Origin of the sequence: Rhodohalobacter sp. (assembly GCF_034521535.1) — a bacterium.
In the GTDB taxonomy this organism is placed as follows: domain Bacteria; phylum Bacteroidota; class Rhodothermia; order Balneolales; family Balneolaceae; genus Rhodohalobacter.
This window is the reverse complement of the sequence record NZ_JAXHMF010000010.1, coordinates 148,635-166,996: the sequence shown is the minus strand read 5'-3', so window position 1 is coordinate 166,996 and position 18,362 is coordinate 148,635. Positions and strand designations below refer to the sequence as shown.

Below are 18,362 nucleotides of genomic sequence, written 5' to 3'. Positions count from 1 at the left end.
ACAGTTAACTCTATTATTTAATCGTATGAACGATACACGTGTCGTTATAACCGGACTTGGAGCCCTCACCCCATTAGGAAACACTGTTTCTGAATTTTGGGAAAACGCCGTAAATGGCAAGAGCGGAGCAGCTCCAATCACCAAATTCAACCCCGAAAAATTTCCGACCCACTTTGCCTGCGAAGTCAAAGATTTTGACCCAAAAAGCAAGCTGGACAGAAACGAAATCAAACGATCTGATCTGTTTACACAGTACGGCCTTTACGCTTCGGCCGAGGCCATAGAAGACTCAGGCCTCGATCTCGACAAAGTGTCGCCATTTGATATGGGCGTGATTTGGGGAACAGGTCAGGGAGGTATGGGAACGTTCGAAGAGGAGATGAAAAACTATGTGGAAAATGGTTACAACCCGCGGTTCAGTCCGTTTTTTGTCCCCCGACTCATTCCTAATATGGCTTCCGGATTGATTTCCATGAAGTTTGGACTGATGGGCCCGAACTACACAACCATCTCAGCCTGTGCCAGCTCCAACACAGCCATCATGGATGCGTTTAACTATATCAAACTGGGCAAGGCAAAAGCATTTATTGCCGGCGGATCGGAAGCTCCCATAACTGAAGCCACCATTGGCGGTTTTACAGCTATGAAAGCGATGAGTACCCGGAACGACTCACCCGAAACGGCATCCCGGCCTTTTGATCCCACCCGCGATGGATTTGTAATGGGAGAAGGTGCCTGTGCCCTCATTCTGGAAGAGTACGAACATGCTAAAGCCCGTGGTGCAAAAATTTATGCAGAGGTATGTGGCGCGGCCATGACCGCCGATGCGTATCATCTTACAGCAACTCACCCGGAGGGATTGGGTGCACTGCGAGGAATGAAACTCGCCATGGAAGAAGCCGGAATGAACCCGGAAGATGTAGATTATATCAACACGCACACTACATCTACCCCGGTTGGCGACATCAGTGAGACAAAAGCTGTTTCCAAACTGTATGAGAACAGCGATGTTAAACCGGTAATCAGCGCAACAAAATCGATGACCGGACACTTGCTGGGAGCGGCCGGAGCAGCTGAAGCCGTACTCTCTATTCTGGCTATAAAGCATGGTGTTATACCGCCAACCATCAACACGGAAACCATTGATCCCGAAATACCGAAAAACATAGATATTGTAATCGGTGATGCGAGAGAAACAAATGTAGACGTATCGATGAGTAACAATTTTGGTTTTGGCGGACACAACGCCATCACCATGTTCAAGAAGATTTAGTTCTCTTATTTAGAGAATATTTTAGAAGGGTATCTGTCATCAGCAGGTACCCTTTTTTATTTGCCTCACTTGTTTTGGCCGGAACGTATCTAGCTTAATTATCTGTTATATAATTAGATAGAGAAAAATGACAAATCACACAAAAGAGGATGTTATGGAACAGAAAAAAGCTTATAGAGAAAAATTTGAAGCTAAGCTGGATGAGTGGAAAGCTGAGGCTGACAAGCTCAAAGCAAAAGCCAAGCAGAAGCAACTCGACGCTGAAACGGATTACAAGGAAGAGTTAGAAACCATTCGCAAAAAGCGTGAAGAACTGAAGGCCAAACTCCATAAACTGGAAGAAGCCGGAGAAGACGCATGGCAAGAGCTGAAAAGCGGTATTGAAAAATCAAGCCGTGAACTGAGAGAATCACTTGATAACGCCATCAAAAAATTCTCCTGATACTTTTTAAATTCAGGCTGTCTTTCCATATTGGGAAGACAGCTTTTTTTATTTAAATCCTATATCCCATGAGCGCTTCCCTTCAACTTGGCCGTTTTGCAGGTATCAAAGTTCAGATTCACTGGACCTTTTGGCTGCTGTTTCTTTTTATCGGTTTTATGGTCTTTTCTAACGAGGGCACCTATTTAGACCTCGCCTGGAATTTCGCCTTTATCATCGCCCTGTTTGTCTGTGTGGTACTTCATGAATTTGGCCATGCTCTCGCTGCACGAAGATACGGTGTGGGAACGCGCAATATAACATTGCTGCCCATTGGCGGCGTGGCCAATCTGAAAGAGATGCCGGAGAACCCTAAAGAGGAGTTTATCATTGCAATCGCCGGCCCGATGGTAAATGTTGTGATTGCCCTGCTGCTATGGCTTATCGTTCCTGTTGATCAATTTATGATCGATGATCCCGAAATGCTGGAAGAGCAGCTGAGCGGTATCACTGCTAACAATTTTCTTTTCTATCTGCTGGCCGTTAATGTGGCCCTGGTTGTGTTCAACATGATACCCGCTTTTCCGATGGATGGTGGCCGGGTATTTCGGGCTATTCTTTCAACACGCATGAGCCGGGTGCAGGCGACTAAAGCGGCAACGGGACTTGGCAAACTGCTCGCTCTCGTCTTCTTCCTTTTCGGGCTTTTTTCAAATATCATCCTTGCTGTAATTGCCGTGTTCATATACTTTGGCGCTCACTCCGAAAATATTGTTATCCAACAGATCAGCCTGCTTGAAGGAAATGATATTGAAGACGCCATGATTACGGACTTCACCACGCTGAATCCCGGAGATCCCCTGCAAACGGCCATCGACCGGATTCTTGCCAGTACCGAGCAGGATTTTATTGTAACGGATGGCGAAGAAGTTGTTGGAATTCTGTTTATGTCTGATCTCGCTCCTGCACTCCGCGAAAGAGGGAAAGAGACCTTAGTCGCAGATATAATGGAAAGGGATATTATCACCCTGAACGCAAAAGACCCGCTCCCATCCGCCTATCGGCAGCTTAAGCGAGGCAATAAAAACTTCTTCCCGATTGTCGATGAGGGGAAAATTGTGGGCGTGCTTGACATGAACAACATCAACGAGTTTCTCACTTTCCGCGCCGCCCACGATTACTAAACTCCCGGTTTATTTTTCTTTTAACAGATCCCGGATTTCGGTAAGCAGGGCCTCTTCGGCTGACGGCTTGGGTGGTGCAGAAGGTTCTACTTCCTCCTTCTTTTTCATCCGTTCAAAGCTCTTAATCACCATAAAGATGGCGAACGCCACAATGGTGAAGTTCACAACCTGCTGGATAAATGCCCCGTAATTAATCGTAACGGCGGCGGCTTCTTCGGTGGCATCCTTCAGGGTAATCATAAACTCCGTAAAGTCTACTCCTCCCAGCATCAGACCGATCGGCGGCATCAGCACGTCATTCACAAAGGAAGTAACAATCCGGCCGAAAGCGGCACCGATTACAACGGCAACGGCCAGGTCGATTACATTTCCGCGCATGGCGAATTTTTTAAAGTCGGCTAGTAAGCTCATAGATATAAGAATTTGTTAGGGTTCCGATACATCATTTCATAAATATTCGATGATTTTTTTATCATTTCCTACCTTTCTGCAGGAAGTTTTTCCGGAGTAAAAAATCAGCTTCGGTTTACAAAGTGCGTATTGCCTTTTACGCTCTCATGAATGGCGGCTTTGGCAACTGTATCGGGGCCGTAGCAGTTATTCAGGCAGTCGGCCGCGCGGGTCAATCCTCTCAAATCATCATCCTCCTGAAAAAACAGCTCACCCTGCTCTGTCTGCTGCATTTCAATGGTATGCAAACCCACTCCCCTGATTTTGATATCTCTTTCCAGGGCGCTGTTCACGATTCGCATCGCCTCGGTCAGGCATGCATCCAGAACGTAGTCGTCCAGATTCGTAAATCCCGGCGTGGTAAAGGTAAACGAGTGTCCTTCCCAGTGCGCCTCCTGAAACCGGATATGACATCCCCATCGCCTCGCTTTGCGCTGATAGCCTCTCATCCTGTAGCAAACCTTCCGAATCGCTTTTATGATCTCTCCCCTTACTTCGATGGGATTGTCGGTCCAGTCAGAAAATGTGTGCATGTAGCTTACTTCGTCCGGTATATGCACTTCGTCTGTGAGCACACGCGCTTTATCGCGCCCGGCCACGGTTTCCCAAAAAAGCTGCCCCTGCATCTCTCCAAACAGTTTCTGAAACGGTACCTTTCCCTGCTTAATCGCATCAGCAATCGTATGGATATTATACTTTTTCAGATGCTCATATCGTCTCCGGCCGATGCCCCACACCTCATCAATGGGAAGCGGATAGATATATTGGGCGGCGTCATCGGGTGTGAGAATCAGGGTTAGTCCTTTCGGTTTCTGCAGATCAGACGCCAGCTTTGAATAGGTTTTACTTGTTGCAATTCCCACCGAGCAGACAAGACCGAGCCGGCGGTAAATTTCATCCTTCATTTTTTGGGCATAAGCCTCCAGCTGGGAGCGGGATTTTTTCAGCAGAAAAGTGATATCCATGAAATACTCATCCATGGAGTATTTTTCCACATCCGGAGAGTAGCAGTCCAGAATCGATTTTAGCTGCCGGCTGATCGCTTTATACTTGTCATAGTCGATCTGCATAAACACCAGGTAGGGACAGATCTGCGAGGCTTCAAAAGCACTCATTGCCGTTTTGATACCGAGCGCGCGCGCCTCGTAGCTGGCTGTTGCCACAATTCCGCGCGCGATGCCATTCGGTTTTCGCCAGCCGCCCATGGCAACCGGCATCCCATACAAATTGTATGCCCGCTGTTCTACCTGTGCATAAAAGCAGTTCATATCCAGATGGAGATAGAGGCGCTTTTTACGCGAAACGTGCTGATGCTCCTTTGCCACGGTGCTGTAGAGCGTAATGCGATGCACGTCCTGTTCCAGATCGTAATTGTTATACTCTTTCGGATCCATACAGACAGTATAAAAAGTTTATTTACATATTTCACACATATATTTATAAATCAGCCGTTAAAATTAAATGGGATAAAAATTCTGCCTACCTTTAAACATACTGTTTACTGAAACCTGACACACTGATAACTGATTATGTGCGGACGCTACGTTTTAAAAACAACCCTGCAGGAACTGCAACAGAAGTACGGAGCTGTTCCGGAGGGCACGTTTACGATAGAAGAGAACTACAATGTAGCGCCGAGCCTGCATATGCCGGTCATTGTTCAACAGGGTGATCAGCGCAAAATTGATAAATACCGGTGGGGACTCATTCCATTCTGGGCAAAAGAGATCAACTCCGGCTACTCGATGATTAATGCCAGGGCTGAATCGCTGGAGCAGAAAAAGTCTTATGCCCGTCCGTTCAAGTCGAAGCGCTGTGTGGTCCCGGTCTCCGGATTTTATGAATGGAAGAAAGCCAACGGAGAAAAGATCCCGCACTACATCACGCAAAAGAGTTCAGACCTGATGAACTTTGCCGGGCTTTATGAGGAGTGGAAGCCACAGAAGGATGGTGAAGATCCCATCAAAAGTTTTACGATTATCACAACCGATGCCAACGATCCTGTTTCTGAACTGCACGACCGGATGCCTGCCATGCTGCTGGATGAAGAGCTGGATATCTGGCTCGATCCAAACAATCAAGACACAAACTCGCTCAAAGACCTGCTTCGCCCCTGGCCTAACGACGACATCTCTTTCTATCGGGTGGGTCAGGAGGTTAATAACGCCAGAAATTCGGGCAAACAACTGATCGAGCCCTATCGGGATCTTTTTTCTTAGTTCTATATTCTGCTGATTGCCTACCGGTTATACCCGGATTACTCACCAAGAAATTTAGGTGACACGATAAATCGTGCAAATGACAAATTAACAATGCTATAACACCTGATAATATATTTCTTCGTGAATAATCCGAGTTACACATATTGATATATGTGTAATATATGTTTAAACTGTTTTCCCACAATTGGAGAAGGCAGTATGAGTAAAGAAGAAAAATATCCACCCATCAACGTACTCAACATCATGCGGGGATTCCGCACCCCGGATTTACCTCATGCGGTTACGCCCTACCGGTTTGAACTTCGAAACGGGGAGAAACACCACATCAAAAAAATTCGCCAGACACACCGCGAGAGAGTCGGCAAGGCGTACCACTATCACTACGTTGTGGTGACAAAAGAGGAGAGATATTTCCATCTCGTTTTTGACAGCGGCACCATGGTGTGGCGCGTTGTGCAGGAAGTGGACAGTGAGCTGTTTTTTGGGTGATGGAAATAAAATTACTGGCAGGAAAACAGGAAGAACTGGCATGGCTACTGGATAACCGCAGGGGATTTATTTTGAGAATAACATACTGTCTAAAACAAAAAAGGCCTGCCGATTAGCAAACCTTGGCTGACTAAGCTTTAGAAAAATGATATGAACTGTTAAACAAAGCGCAATAATTGGAACTACTGGGCTTGTTTATAGTGCCATATATCGCATAGTATTTCAGCAAAAATGCCACACATAAGCAGTAAAAAACAATAATCCTAATTATATTTGACTTTAATGTATTGTTTTTGCTATATTTAAAAGATTATGCAAACATATAAGCAATATTATAAGAAAATTGAGTAAAGAGAATATTGATAAAATATCATCAAGAGATATCTTAGTAGATAAAAAATCTTTGACTTCCGTAGAAAGGGCAAGATCAGGTATTACTTTAGATTCAGAGACAACCTTCAGGTCAGCAGATTTCTTCTGGACACAGACTAGAATCATTAGTCTGGAGTTTAACCTGTCTACAGCTTTAGGTTCAGGGTAATATTATCATATGTATGGAATTACACAACTATCTGTAGATAACTGAAAAATTTAATGCTATTATCAGATGCAACTATTGACGGTTTAGAAATAGCCGCTATCCTCTGAGATTACAAGCATATATTCATCATTGCATCGGCAAGTTTGTACCTGTCTAAAGTATTACAGGCTCCAGATAGACACATATGATGGATTAACATTATCAGTAGATCACTCAAGATTTAATGCTATTTCAGATGCAACCATTGATCTAGAAATGCCCTCCTGATATATATGCTTCAGAACAGAATTGCCTGCTAATCAGCCTCCCGAGTAAACATCTCACTGATGCTCTAACAGTTTCAAGATGAAGCATAAGATCAGTATTACTTTAGATTCAGAGACAACCTTCAGGTCAGCAGATTTCTTCCTGGACACAGACAGTATCATTGGCCGGGAGTTTAACCTGTCTACAGCTTTAGGTTCCAGGGTAAATCATCATATGGATGGATTAACAATATCTGTAGATGATGAAAAATTTAATGCTATCGTGCACATATGAGAAAGCCTATGAATAGTTCATCTACTGGAAGTTTGACCTGTCTACAGTTTCAGGCTCCAGGGTAAATCATCTCACTGATGCTCCAACAGTTTCTATAGACTCTATAAGATCAGGTATTACTTTAGATTCAGAGACAACCTTCAGGTCAGCAGATTTCTTCCTGGACACAGACAGTATCATTAGTCGGATCTTTAACCTGTCTACAGCTTTAGGTTCCAGGGTAAATCATCATATGGATGGATTAACAATATCTGTAGATGATGAAAAATTTAATGCTATTTCAGATGCAACCATATGGTCTAGAAATGCCCTCCTAGACACAGACAGCATTATAATGGATACTACAATTCTAAGTGCTGAAACTGGATTCATTATTAATTGAATCTTCCAAGAGTCTCTGATAATGAACTCTTAAATGCAGTAAAAAAGACTTTTTAATGATTTCTAAAAATCACTGTTACAGTATTGGAACTATTACTCAACTTACATCATACTTGCAGATAATTTGACTTATTAATATCACTATAAACATCATTGTGTACATGTTACTAATCAATATCTAAGTTATAATATGGTAGTCATCACATTGGCAATAACTTACACAATTAAATTAGAAAATGCACATGACTAAATACATAGCTTGCTAAAATTGTGAATCATTTAATTGTGATCTAAAATCATACATTGGAGATAATCATTACTCGATATAGCCTTCAAGCTTTCTACAGCTATCAAAATGGTATAAATATCAAAGCAGAAGGTATTATGAATTAGTATGAACAGTATTTATATTTAGAAACCGGAAATATCGAAGGAACGACTATTTGATGTACTTGAAGTTGTAGATTAGCAATCTTCTCCTCGAGATTAGAAACATGAATCAAACTTGCTGAAGTAATTATGAATAGAATTAACAGATAAGATCAATGGATTTCGCCATGTAAAAATTTTATACGAATTCTCTTACAAACATAAACCTGACCTTACTAAAGCATTTGATCAATTAATTATAGCTTCTCAGGTATGAAACAATTAGCCGTTAATTAGTTATACCTATATTATACCTGCAAAATAGAAAAACCCTATAAATCAATAACTTACAGGGATTTAAAGTACACCTGACAGGATTCAAATATCAACAATTGTCATGTTATCATATTTAACAATTGTTTGTACCTATCTTTGCACCATAAAACAAAAAAGCCTTGCAAGTCAATGACTTACAAGGCTTTTAGTGCCCTGGAATGGAGTCGAACCATCACGGCCGTTAGGCCACACGCCCCTCAAGCGTGCGCGTCTACCAATTCCGCCACCAGGGCAAAAAATTGTTTATTACTAAAATTTCAAATCTTTACTGTCAATCGAGTCGAATCATCACGTCCCGACAGCTGTCGGGACACACGACCCTCAATCCCGACAATCGTCGGAGTACCAATTCCGCCCTTGTTCATCGAAGCTTCAGCGCAGTTGAAACCAAGGGCAAAATTGTTTCTTATTAAAATTTCAAATCTTTATTGTCAATCGAGTCGAATCATCACGTCCCGACAACCGTCGGGACACACGACCCTCAATCCCGACAATCGTCGGAGTACTAATTCCGCCCCTGTTCATCGAAGCTTCAGCGTAGTTGAAACCAAGAGCAAAAAAGTTTCTTATCAAAATTTCAAATCTTTACTGTCAATCGAGTCGAACCATCACGTCCCGACAGCTGTCGGGACACACGACCCTCAATCCCGAAAGCCTTCGGGATACCAATTCCGCCCTTGTTCATCGAAGCTTCAGCGTAGTTGAAACCAAGGGCAAAAGAGTTTCTTATCAAAATTTCAAATCTTTACTGTCAATCGAGTCGAACCATCACGTCCCGACAGCTGTCGGAACACAAGCCCCTCGATCCCGAAAGCCTTCGGGATACCAATTCCGCCCTTGTTCATCGAAGCAGAAACCTGACCCCTTCAGTAAGTAAACGATTCAAATATTAAATTTGAATCACAGCTCATAAAGATAGGGCATTTTCAAACTAAATGGAAAGTGCCTTTTTCAAAAATCTCCCGTTTTTTCTCGTGACGGTTGTCGGGATGAATCGGTTTTTCGTAGTTTTGTGTTGATGAATTTAAAGTAACTATAGGTACTCGTGGCACGCCTTTAAGTCGTGCCACAAGTTTGTTAAAAATAAACCCAGAAATTCCATGACCAACCAGGAAGTAGCCGAGAAACTCCGCGAAATTTACAACCTCATGCAGCTGGCCGGCGAGAACCGGTTTCGGGCTATCGCCTTCGATCGCGCCGCCCAGACCATCGAGGGCCTCAATGATGAAATCGCCAAGCATATCAAGGAAGGCACCCTTACCGACATCAAGGGAATCGGAAAATCGATTGCCGAAGATATTCAGGCCTACGCGGAGACCGGAACCATGCCGGTACTGGAGGATCTCAAAGAGCGAGTGCCAAAAGGCTTGATTGAGTGGCTGAACATCTCCGGGCTCGGTCCAAAAAACATCGTGAAGATTCACCAGGAACTGGGTATTACCGAAATCACCGAACTGAAGGAAGCGTGCCAGAGCGGAGCCGTTGCAGATCTGCCCGGACTGGGCCAGAAATCAGCTGATAAAATCATCAAATCAATTGAATACCTGGAGAAATTCGGAGAGCGGGCAAGACTGGATCAGGCACTTGAAATCGCCGAGCCGGTCTTTGAGTTTGTCAAAAATCTGGATGGTGTTCAGCAGTGTGAGATTGCGGGTTCGCTGAGAAGATCCCGCGAAACCATCGGCGACGTCGATATTTTAGTTGCCGCGGACCCCAAAGACACCGAAGCTATTTTTGACAAATTCGTGAACCACGAGCTGGTAGTAGAAGTATTGGGTCGCGGAGACACAAAGAGTTCGGTCCGGACAGAAAACGGGCGTCAGGTAGATCTCAGAATTGTAAAGCCGGACGAATTCCCTGCAGCTCTGATGTACTTCACCGGGAGCAAGGAGCACAACATTGTATTGCGACAACGTGCCCGCGAACGTGGAATGGCGCTCAACGAATATGGGCTTTTCAAGCTAAACGATCAAAACGAAACCGATTTTGATCAGCCGGTAAAAACCTCATCTGAAGATGAAATTTACCGGAAACTGGATCTGAACTTTGTACCGCCGGAGCACCGGGAAGATCGCGGTGAGTTTGAGTTTTATGAGGAGCACAAGAGCATGGACTTGGTTTCCGAATCCGACATCAAAGGCGTTGTTCACGCCCACAGTACATGGAGTGATGGAAAGTACACCATCAAGCAGATGGCGGAGGCTTGTATGAAACGCGGATACGAGTACCTGGGATTAACCGATCATTCTAAAACGGCAGCCTATGCGGGCGGTCTGACTATTGATCAGGTGAAACAGCAGTGGGAAGAGATCGACTTGCTGAATGAGGAGTTTAAGTCTGAAGGCAAAAACTTCAAGATTTTTAAAGGAATGGAGTCGGATATTTTGAGTGACGGTTCACTGGACTACCCCGATGAAATCCTTGCCGGCTTCGATTTTGTCATTGCCAGCGTTCACAGCGGACTCAGCATGTCACTCGAGGATATGATGACCCGTTTCGAGAACGCCATCAAAAATCCATATACGCGAATAGTCGGCCATCCAACCGGACGTCTGCTGCTGAAACGCGAAGAGAGCAAACTGGACCTGAACCGGTTGATTGAGCTTGCTGCGGAACACAACACCGTCATTGAGATCAACGCCAGCCCATGGCGTCTCGATTTGGATTGGAAATACGGAAACAAAGCAAAAGAGGTTGGACTGATGACCTCCATCAATCCTGATGCGCACGCAACAGAAGGAATTGATGATATCCGTTACGGAGTAATGATCGCCCGAAAAGCGAAGTTTGAACCGGCCCGGGTGTTGAACACGAAATCGACAGAAGGAGTTTGAGGCTTGGTGTAAGGGGTAGATAATATGACCTGTCAGCGTTCCCGATCCTGAGACTTCAGGTCGGGATCCTGACAGCTTCTGATTAGCACATCTTTCAACACACCCCTCGCTCAACTGAACAGCGCTTTGCGCTTTCATTCAAACCTTTCCCCTCTCGAGAGGGGAGATGTGCAGTGAGCGTTTAGCGAACAAGCAAGGGGTGTGTAACCTTTTAGGTGTCTAGAATAAGTTGACATAAATGTTTCACTTTTCACTTTTGCCTTCTCACTAATAGGACGCTGCCAGAATCAGCTCACGCCAAACGCTGAAAGGTCTACACACCTCTCAAGACTCAAATCTCATGACTCACGACTAGATTTCCCTATATTCCCGGGAAACCTTGAATCTCACTCTCTGCCAATAATATGAGCGAATCAAAAAGCCTGACCTACACATCCTATCTGAAAGTTAAAGAGCTGCTCGAGTTGCAGCAGCCGGAGTCTCAGCCTGAAGAGCATGATGAAATGCTCTTTATCATTATTCATCAGGTTTATGAGCTTTGGTTCAAGCAGATCATGCATGAATTTGACAAGCTTCGGGCAGACCTGGAATCCGGCAATACATGGGGCGCCACCAAAACGATGCGGCGGGTTCTTACCATTTTAAAGACGATGGTCTCACAAATTGATATTCTGGAAACGATGACTCCCCTCGAATTCAACAGCTTCCGCGGATTTTTGCAGAGCGCCAGCGGTTTTCAGTCGGTGCAGTTCCGCGAGATGGAGATCGTTTGCGGGATGAGATCAAAACATATTATCGACGTTCATAAAGATCAGCCCGAGCTTCAGCAAAATCTCCTCGATCGGGAAAAGGAAGTCTACACTTTGGGAAAGTTTCTGTGCATATCTGATTGGCCGCGGACATGACATTGAAATGCCTGAGCGTGTAAACGATCAGGGACTGGTTTATGAACCAAACGAGCAGAATCAAAAAGAGCTTGTCCGAATTATGAACAGTGATCCGGAAGCGGCCATGCTCTGCGAGCTTTTTGTGGACTATGATGAAGGGCTGATGGAGTGGCGCTACCGGCATGTTAAAATGGTGGAGCGAACCATCGGAACCAAGAAAGGAACCGGCGGATCCGACGGAGCCAAATACCTTAGACGAACACTCAACAACCCGATTTTCCCGGACCTGTGGGAGATTCGATCGAAGTTTTAGGATGACTGGCTAGATGAGAGATGCGAGAGGCTAGTTTCTTAAAATTGGGCACGGCTTGACACACTCCTGATGAATTATTCCGACTACTGCCGGGACCCATCATCAGTCCCCTCTCGAGAGGGGAAAAGTGAAGTGAGCGTTTAGCGAACAAGCGAGGGGTGTGTAAAAACGCTGCCAGAATCAACTATCCATGAACGCTTACAGGTCTTGGAATTGAAAGCAGCACTTCAAAAGTTCACCTCTGCACTGCATAATTATCTCAGCGTAACTCCGCGATATGATCTGCGCAAATCTGCGAGAACCTAAGCCCAGGCTTGATCACTCGACGCTGCCAGAATCAGCTATCCATGAACTCTTACAGGTCTATCCACACTTCTCAAGACTCAGGACTCATATCTCAAATCTACTCACCCACCAATTCGCTTCAGCAGCTTACCCAAAAACTTTCCGCCGTAAACCCGATCCACATGATCCATATCCGCAATCACAACGAGCTCTTTTCGGCTTCTTGAAAAGGCAACATTCAGAAGACGTGGAACACTCAGTCCGTTCTTCTCCTCATCCAGCGGACGCACAGAATAGTGCCGCTTGCTTCCTCTCTGCTTTTCGCCGCTCATCACCGTATCAAAAATGATATAATCCTTTTCGCGCCCCTGAAAAGTGTGAATGGTACCCACTTCCACATTTCGGATACCGGCTTCATAAAGTCGATTTCGGAGATCGTAAACCGCACTCCGGAACGGCACAATCACGCCGATATCTTCCATGAAAATTCCCCGGCCACCCATATTTTTCAGAAGCCTTTCCACCACCTCCTGATGAACCATATTGATCGGCTTGAACCCCCGCTCGCCGGACTTCTGCTCCAGAAACGGTCCGTATTTTGAGGTGTTCACAAGATGAAAGGCCCGGTCCGACAACTCTCCCAAAGATTGTTCATCATTGATTTTCCCGGTCTTCAAACGACCTTCATAAAATACGGTACTGATCACATCGGCCAGCGACTCCTCAAGACGATACTGCGTATCAAAGAAAGCGGTGAATTCGGGATGTTCGTCATGCCAGTGGAAAAGCGCCTCGGAAGAATCGGCGCCGGAAACGGTGGTAAAAATATCTTTCTCCAGAAATTCGCGGGATTTACGATCCGAAGTCAGCGCAATAGGCGGAAGCTGCATCGGGTCACCAACAACCACCATGTGCCATTTGGCGTGAGCCGCAAGCACCATCATATAGGGCAGATTGGCCATTGAACTCTCGTCCACAACTACGGCATCAAATTCGAGATCATGGAACAGGTCTGACGTGCAAACTTTTGCAAGCGTAGTGGCCACAAGATGTTTTTTCCAAAGCTCGGCGCGGTCGTTTACCTGACTTAACTCCTCAAGCTTGTCCTCCAGCTCTTCCAGTCCGCCGGCATCCTTAATTTTCTGCTCAATCAGTTTCATCTCCAGCTCCTGATTGTTGGTCGGTTGTTTACCGTTTCGCAGACGCTTTTCAACGGACTGCAGCGCCTGCTTTCTTCGCTCCAGCAGACCTATCCACTCACCGGCTTCCTCCTGCCGTTTTTGAATAGTCTGCTCAAGCTGATTGGAAAAGAGAACCGGCTCCAGTTCGGCGGCATCCAGCGCTGCCTCACCAAAACGGGTGATTCTATTCTGTGAAATATTCAGCCCAATTTTTTGAAGTGCATCCAGCGCACTCAGCAAACCTACATCCACGGCGCGATTGGTGTTGGATGCAAACAGAACCTTTTTCCCATTCTTCAGGTAGTTCGCAATTATATATCCCAGCGTGGCGGTTTTGCCGGTTCCGGGCGGTCCCCAGATAAACGTGGCCCGTCGATTCATCGACATGCGGATCGCATCAAGCTGAGCTTCATTTCTCATCCCATCCTCTTCCACTTCAGCGGGACCGGGAATGGCTTGCCCGTTCGGCTCAAAGAGATACTCAAGACGTTCCAGTTCACTTTTTTTACGGCCATCCAGCTTTGAGATTTCAGAAAGCGTCCGCTTCAGGATAAAATCATTCTCCCACTCCACATGAAGCTCCTTGATGGAATTTCCAATATCCTCAGGAAACTGAAGTGTTATCTCTTTATCCTCATACGATACGGGATGCACCGTCCAGCTTTTTTCGCCCGACATCGCTTTAATCTCCTCCGCAAACCGAATGGCCGGCTGGTGAGATTCAAACTTATAGTTTACACTTTCCGAAGCGGTAACTTTATCTCTCTTGCCGTCAAACAGCACGTCTGATGACGGTCTTTCCCGAACCGTTTCAATTTCCGATTCGAGTGCGGTAATGGCTTGATCAAGTAGTTTTTTTATATCCATTCTTTGAGGAAAAACACAATAGTGAAAAGGCAAATGTGGATCACGCCTTCTCACAGACTAATATTCTTTACTTTCGAGTTTTACAAACTAATGGTTTTGAGAAGTACAATCGAGCATTATTTGCCCAATTTTATCAGCCTCCTACTTTTCCGTTTTGCCTTTTGCCTTTTGCCTTTTGAAAAATCTACTGATCCCACATCTCAGACCGGATCATCTGCGCGCTTTTTTCTGAAATGATATACTCCAGTTTAATCCTCTTCATCTCCGGTACTTTCTGTTCCACAAGCCGTGCGCTTGCAGGGGTATAAACGATCAAATCGGTATTGCGCACAAATAGCGGAAGGGATTTTCCATACGTAGCACCTGCCACAAACGCTCCCTCAAAATTCATGAGTGTTTTCAGCTCGTCAATAATTTTTGAGATCGATTCCTCTTCGGCTGTCACCAGGCCAATCGCCTCAATTCCCGACCGGTCCACAATGGAGAGAAGAACATCGGCATCGTAATGAAATACCACCGGCAGCAGGCGAATATTACTGCTCAGCGACCTGAATTCACTAACCAGATGAATCGGTACAAACAGTGCATCATACCTTACCAGCTCATCATAATCATCAGCCGATATCGGCACGCTCTTTACACCGATCTGATTTTTGATGGAGTCTGACAACAGCTTGGCCAGTTCCACGGTTTCGCCCACCGTTGCAATGCTTTGGATTCGATCGGGCCACTCCATATAGCTGATCTGCTCTTCAAATATCGCTTCAATCTCTTTCTCATCCAGCCCGTAACCGATCAGTTCTTCAAGCAGCTCCTGCATCTTTTCGGTTCCCATCTCGATACGCTCGGTCTTATCAAGCGAGGTACTTTGGCGATTCACCACAAATCCGCGACCCTGTTCCGCTGTAATCAGCCCTTCATCGGCCAGCTGGTGATACGCTTTCCGAACGGTATGAAAACTTGCACCCAGCTGCTGACCCAACTTCCGGGTTGAAGGCAAAAGCTCGCCCACCTGAAACTGCTTGGTGGCGATCATCAGTCGAATACGGTCGGAGATATGTTTGGCGGAGTTTTTCATTTCTCCTATTTCACCAAACGCTTCAGCTCACTCAGCATCAGCATGGCCTCGATGGGCGTCATGCGATTGGGATCGGCTGCATCCAGCTTATTCAGCAGTGTTTCCACATTCGGATCGATTTGTGATCCAAAAAGAGTCATCTGAGGCAATGAAGCCTGTTTTTCCACCTCTTTGGCAACCTTCTTTGCAGCCTCTTTCTTTTTCGCTGATTGAGCCATTGCCCCGTTTCCGTCATGACTCACATCCAACGTGTGACTTTCCAGATTTGAAAGAATCTCCTTTGCGCGGTTGATCACAACTTCAGGAAGTCCCGCCATATTGGCCACCTGAATTCCGTAACTGTGATCGGCGCCGCCACGAACCAGTTTTCGCAAAAAGATTACTTTTCCGTCGTGCTCCTTCACCTGCACATTGAAGTTTTTAATTCGCTCGTAGCGATCCTCAAGCTCGTTCAATTCGTGATAGTGTGTGGCAAAGAGAGTTTTTGCAGCCACCTCCGGCTTGTTGTGCAGATACTCCGACAGCGACCAAGCAATACTCAGTCCGTCAAACGTACTGGTTCCGCGCCCAACTTCATCCAGCAGAATCAGGGACTTCGGTGTGGCGTTGTTCAGGATATTGGCGGCTTCATTCATCTCAACAAGAAAGGTACTTTCACCGGCCGCGAGATTATCGGAAGCTCCCACCCGGGTAAAGATTTTGTCTACCAACCCGATTGTGGCTTTGTCTGCCGGAACAAAACAGCCGATCTGAGCCATCAAAACCAGCAATCCGGTCTGACGCAGAATAATACTTTTACCGGCCATGTTCGGCCCGGTTATCATCAGGATTTGAAACTCAGTGTTATCCAGGTAAATATCATTCGGAATAAACGGCTCTCCGGCGTCGAGTGTCTTCTCCACCACGGGATGACGTCCTTTTTTTACGTCAACAACGTCGTCCTCATTGATCTCCGGTTTTACGTAGCTATTCCTAAATGCCACTTCCGCAAAACTTTGAATGCAGTCGAGTTCAGCAATTGCGCCGGCTATCTGCTGAACATCTTCTGCAAATTCTGCTACATATAGTCTTAACTCCTCAAATAGTTCACCCTCAAGAGTTTTGCTCTTATCTTCGGCCGAGAGAACTTTCTCCTCCACCTCTTTCAGTTCAGGCGTGATGTAGCGCTCGGAGTTGACCAGCGTCTGCTTGCGGATAAAATGCTCAGGCACTTTGTCCTTATGCGTATTGGTCACCTCAATGTAGTAGCCGAATACTTTGTTGTATCCAATTTTGAGGGATGGGATACCGGCTTCTTTGGCCAGTTTATCCTTGATCTCCGCAATATACTTTTTGCCGTTTCGGGCAATTTCCCGAAGTTCGTCCAGATTTTCGTTAAACCCTTCATCAAACATACCTCCATCGCGAATACTTGCCGGCGGGTCCTCCACCAGCGCCCCGTTAATCCGCTCCTGAACGTCAATCAAAAGCTTTAACCGGTTGTTGACAGATTTCAGAAGCGTGCTTTCACACTGACCAATAATTCTTTTTATAGCCGTGATCTGTGCCAGTGAAAGCTGAAGCTGTTTTAAATCGCGAGCGTTGGTTCGGCCCACGCTAATCCGGCTGATGAGTCGCTCCAAGTCACCAACCTGCTCCAGCTCATCCCGAAGCTCTTCCCTCAATGGATGATTGTCTACCAGTTCGTCTACCGCTTCCAGCCGATTCTCAATCGGCTCAGCTTTTTTAAGAGGCCTCATGATCCATTTTCTCAGCAGTCGCCCACCCATTGCCGTTGAGGTCGCGTCCAATATGGACACCAATGTACCATCGGTTCCTCCCTCCTGCATGCTTGAAGTCAATTCCAGATTTCGCTTCGTAGCGCCATCCAGAGACATATACTCACTGTTTTCATAAGCATAAAGCCGTTTCAGGTGGCCAAGAGAAGATTTCTGAGTCTCCTGCATGTAGTGTAACAGCGATCCCGCAGCTGTATGTGCAATTTCCAGATCCTCTACCCCAAAACCTTTCAGCGAGTGCGTTTTAAAGTGTTCAGTCAGAATTTTATAGCCGTAATCACCTTCATACACCCAATCTTCGATATAGGTGATGTTGTAATTTTTCAGCTCCTGCGGCACACTGTTCTTGAGTTTTTTTTGAAGCAGTACTTCCGACGGCTGCAGTGATTGAATCAGGCTGTCCAGTTCTGACTTACCTACCTGACTCAACCCAAATTCACCGGTTGAGATATCCGAAAAAGCAACCCCCGCTGTACCTCCGGCCCAAAATATCGAAACAATATAGTTATTACGTTTATGATCGAGCAGCTTATCCGACATGGTCACGCCGGGCGTGGTAATCTCCGTCACTTCCCGGTTTACAATTTTTCGTCCGGCACTCTTTGCCGATTCGGGATCTTCGGTCTGTTCACAAATCGCCACGCGGAAACCGCGCTTCACCAGTTTTGGCAGGTAGGAATCCAGGGCATGGTATGGGAATCCGGCAAGCGGAGTCTGATCTCCACCGTTGTTACGTTTGGTAAGGGTAATTCCCAGTTCCTTACTGATCAGAACAGCGTCATCGGCAAACGTCTCGTAGAAATCCCCCACCCTGAACAGGAGGATCGTCCCGGGATGTTTCTCCTTAATTTCAAAATATTGCCGCATCAGCGGTGTCTGTTGCTTCTTTTTCTTACCCATGAATTTTGTTTACATGCATCAATTGGATTTGCA

At 45.8% G+C, this 18,362-nt stretch carries 12 protein-coding genes, 1 tRNA gene and 1 pseudogene; 8 read left to right on the top strand and 6 right to left on the bottom strand.

The annotated features are described in order from the left end of the window. Window positions 1-25 precede the first annotated feature (25 nt). The 3 genes from fabF (at window position 26) to U5K35_RS19025 (ending at window position 2,878) form a co-directional block, all read left to right on the top strand. Window positions 26-1,273 carry a beta-ketoacyl-ACP synthase II gene (fabF, locus tag U5K35_RS19035; protein WP_322573107.1) on the top strand — a complete coding sequence of 416 codons (1,248 nt, stop codon included), beginning with the start codon at window positions 26-28 and terminating at the stop codon, window positions 1,271-1,273. Between the two features lie 127 nt (window positions 1,274-1,400). Further along, the gene (locus U5K35_RS19030; RefSeq protein ID WP_322573106.1) at window positions 1,401-1,715 is read left to right on the top strand and encodes a hypothetical protein; all 315 of its coding nucleotides are present in this window, start codon (window positions 1,401-1,403) and stop codon (window positions 1,713-1,715) included. Between the two features lie 68 nt (window positions 1,716-1,783). After that, window positions 1,784-2,878, top strand: a complete 1,095-nt coding sequence (locus tag U5K35_RS19025) for a site-2 protease family protein (RefSeq protein WP_322573105.1) — start codon at window positions 1,784-1,786, stop codon at window positions 2,876-2,878. Between the two features lie 9 nt (window positions 2,879-2,887). Here the strand turns inward: U5K35_RS19025 and mscL are convergent, their stop codons facing one another. Beyond that, the gene (mscL, locus tag U5K35_RS19020; protein WP_322573104.1) at window positions 2,888-3,289 is read right to left on the bottom strand and encodes a large-conductance mechanosensitive channel protein MscL; all 402 of its coding nucleotides are present in this window, start codon (window positions 3,287-3,289) and stop codon (window positions 2,888-2,890) included. Window positions 3,290-3,393: 104 nt separating this feature from the next. Next, entirely contained in the window at window positions 3,394-4,722 is a 1,329-nt protein-coding gene (locus U5K35_RS19015; protein ID WP_322573103.1) for a DNA polymerase IV, read from the bottom strand. Window positions 4,723-4,857: 135 nt separating this feature from the next. Here U5K35_RS19015 and U5K35_RS19010 point away from each other — a divergent pair, with 135 nt between their 5' ends. The 3 genes from U5K35_RS19010 to U5K35_RS19000 all read left to right on the top strand — a co-directional run bounded on the left by U5K35_RS19010 (window position 4,858) and on the right by U5K35_RS19000 (window position 7,120). Then, window positions 4,858-5,547 carry an SOS response-associated peptidase gene (locus tag U5K35_RS19010; RefSeq protein ID WP_322573102.1) on the top strand — a complete coding sequence of 230 codons (690 nt, stop codon included), beginning with the start codon at window positions 4,858-4,860 and terminating at the stop codon, window positions 5,545-5,547. 201 nt (window positions 5,548-5,748) lie between these two features. Next, window positions 5,749-6,039 (top strand): hypothetical protein, encoded by a 291-nt coding sequence (locus U5K35_RS19005; protein ID WP_322573101.1) that lies wholly within the window; start codon window positions 5,749-5,751, stop codon window positions 6,037-6,039. Window positions 6,040-6,925: 886 nt separating this feature from the next. After that, the gene (locus tag U5K35_RS19000; protein WP_322573100.1) at window positions 6,926-7,120 is read left to right on the top strand and encodes a hypothetical protein; all 195 of its coding nucleotides are present in this window, start codon (window positions 6,926-6,928) and stop codon (window positions 7,118-7,120) included. A gap of 1,235 nt (window positions 7,121-8,355) precedes the next feature. Here U5K35_RS19000 and U5K35_RS18995 read toward each other — a convergent pair. Further along, window positions 8,356-8,439 (bottom strand) — tRNA-Leu (locus U5K35_RS18995). Window positions 8,440-9,306: 867 nt separating this feature from the next. On the opposite strand from U5K35_RS18995, the gene polX reads away from it, so the two are divergent. Together polX and U5K35_RS19880 are read left to right on the top strand one after the other, a co-directional pair. Continuing rightward, entirely contained in the window at window positions 9,307-11,040 is a 1,734-nt protein-coding gene (gene polX / locus U5K35_RS18990) for a DNA polymerase/3'-5' exonuclease PolX (protein WP_322573099.1), read from the top strand. A 404-nt stretch (window positions 11,041-11,444) separates the two neighbouring features. After that, a pseudogene (locus U5K35_RS19880) lies at window positions 11,445-12,240 on the top strand (tryptophan 2,3-dioxygenase). 407 nt (window positions 12,241-12,647) lie between these two features. Here U5K35_RS19880 and U5K35_RS18975 read toward each other — a convergent pair. The 3 genes from U5K35_RS18975 to mutS form a co-directional block, all read right to left on the bottom strand. After that, window positions 12,648-14,573 (bottom strand): DEAD/DEAH box helicase, encoded by a 1,926-nt coding sequence (locus tag U5K35_RS18975; RefSeq protein ID WP_322573096.1) that lies wholly within the window; start codon window positions 14,571-14,573, stop codon window positions 12,648-12,650. Between the two features lie 184 nt (window positions 14,574-14,757). Continuing rightward, complete coding sequence (locus tag U5K35_RS18970; RefSeq protein ID WP_322573095.1) at window positions 14,758-15,651, bottom strand: GntR family transcriptional regulator; 894 nt, start codon at window positions 15,649-15,651, stop codon at window positions 14,758-14,760. A gap of 5 nt (window positions 15,652-15,656) precedes the next feature. Beyond that, complete coding sequence (mutS, locus tag U5K35_RS18965) at window positions 15,657-18,329, bottom strand: DNA mismatch repair protein MutS (protein ID WP_322573094.1); 2,673 nt, start codon at window positions 18,327-18,329, stop codon at window positions 15,657-15,659. Window positions 18,330-18,362 lie beyond the last annotated feature (33 nt).